This window comes from Neglectibacter sp. X4, assembly GCF_009917365.1.
Lineage (GTDB): Bacteria > Bacillota > Clostridia > Oscillospirales > Acutalibacteraceae > Acutalibacter.
Window position 1 is genome coordinate 1 of sequence record NZ_QWLE01000355.1, and the last position, 513, is coordinate 513.

The window sequence follows — 513 nt, forward strand, 5'->3', positions numbered from 1 at the left end:
TACTCGTTGGCGCTGAACTTGCCGCCCGCGTCGGTGGTCTGGCGGCGCTTGATGTACCCCGCCTTTTCCAGCTCATTGACTGCGGAGCGGATCGCGTCCTTGCTTTCCCGGTTGATAACGGCCAGACCGGAAAGGGTGTAGTCCCAATCCTCCGGCAGTGAGAGCATTTGGGACAGCAGGCCCTTTGCTTTCAGGCTCAGGCTCTTGTCCCGCAGATGATAGTTGCTCATAACGGTGTATCCCTGTGTGCGTTCTACGCGAAAAACGGCCATTTTCTGCACTCCTTTCGTTTCCCAGGGCATGAAAAAAGCCACAATCTCGTAAAAAGAATTGCGGCGTTCATTTGCTGGCTGACTTCTTCCTGTACCGGTGCGAAACCGGCGGCATGGGCGGTTTGTCAAACAGGCTCTCTAACTGCGGAAACGTCAGGGTTTGGAAAATCCGGTCAATCTCAATGGTTTCCATGTTGCGCTGGGAGCGGCAGTCCTCCCGGATGGCTTCTCTGATTTCCTT

Annotated in this window: 1 protein-coding gene; it reads right to left on the reverse strand. The window is 55.0% G+C overall.

What is annotated here, in order from left to right; all coding sequences use genetic code 11:
* Nucleotides 1-272: helix-turn-helix domain-containing protein (locus D1841_RS18535; protein ID WP_166554421.1), on the reverse strand; the 272-nt coding region annotated here is incomplete at its 3' end.
* Nucleotides 273-513 lie beyond the last annotated feature (241 nt).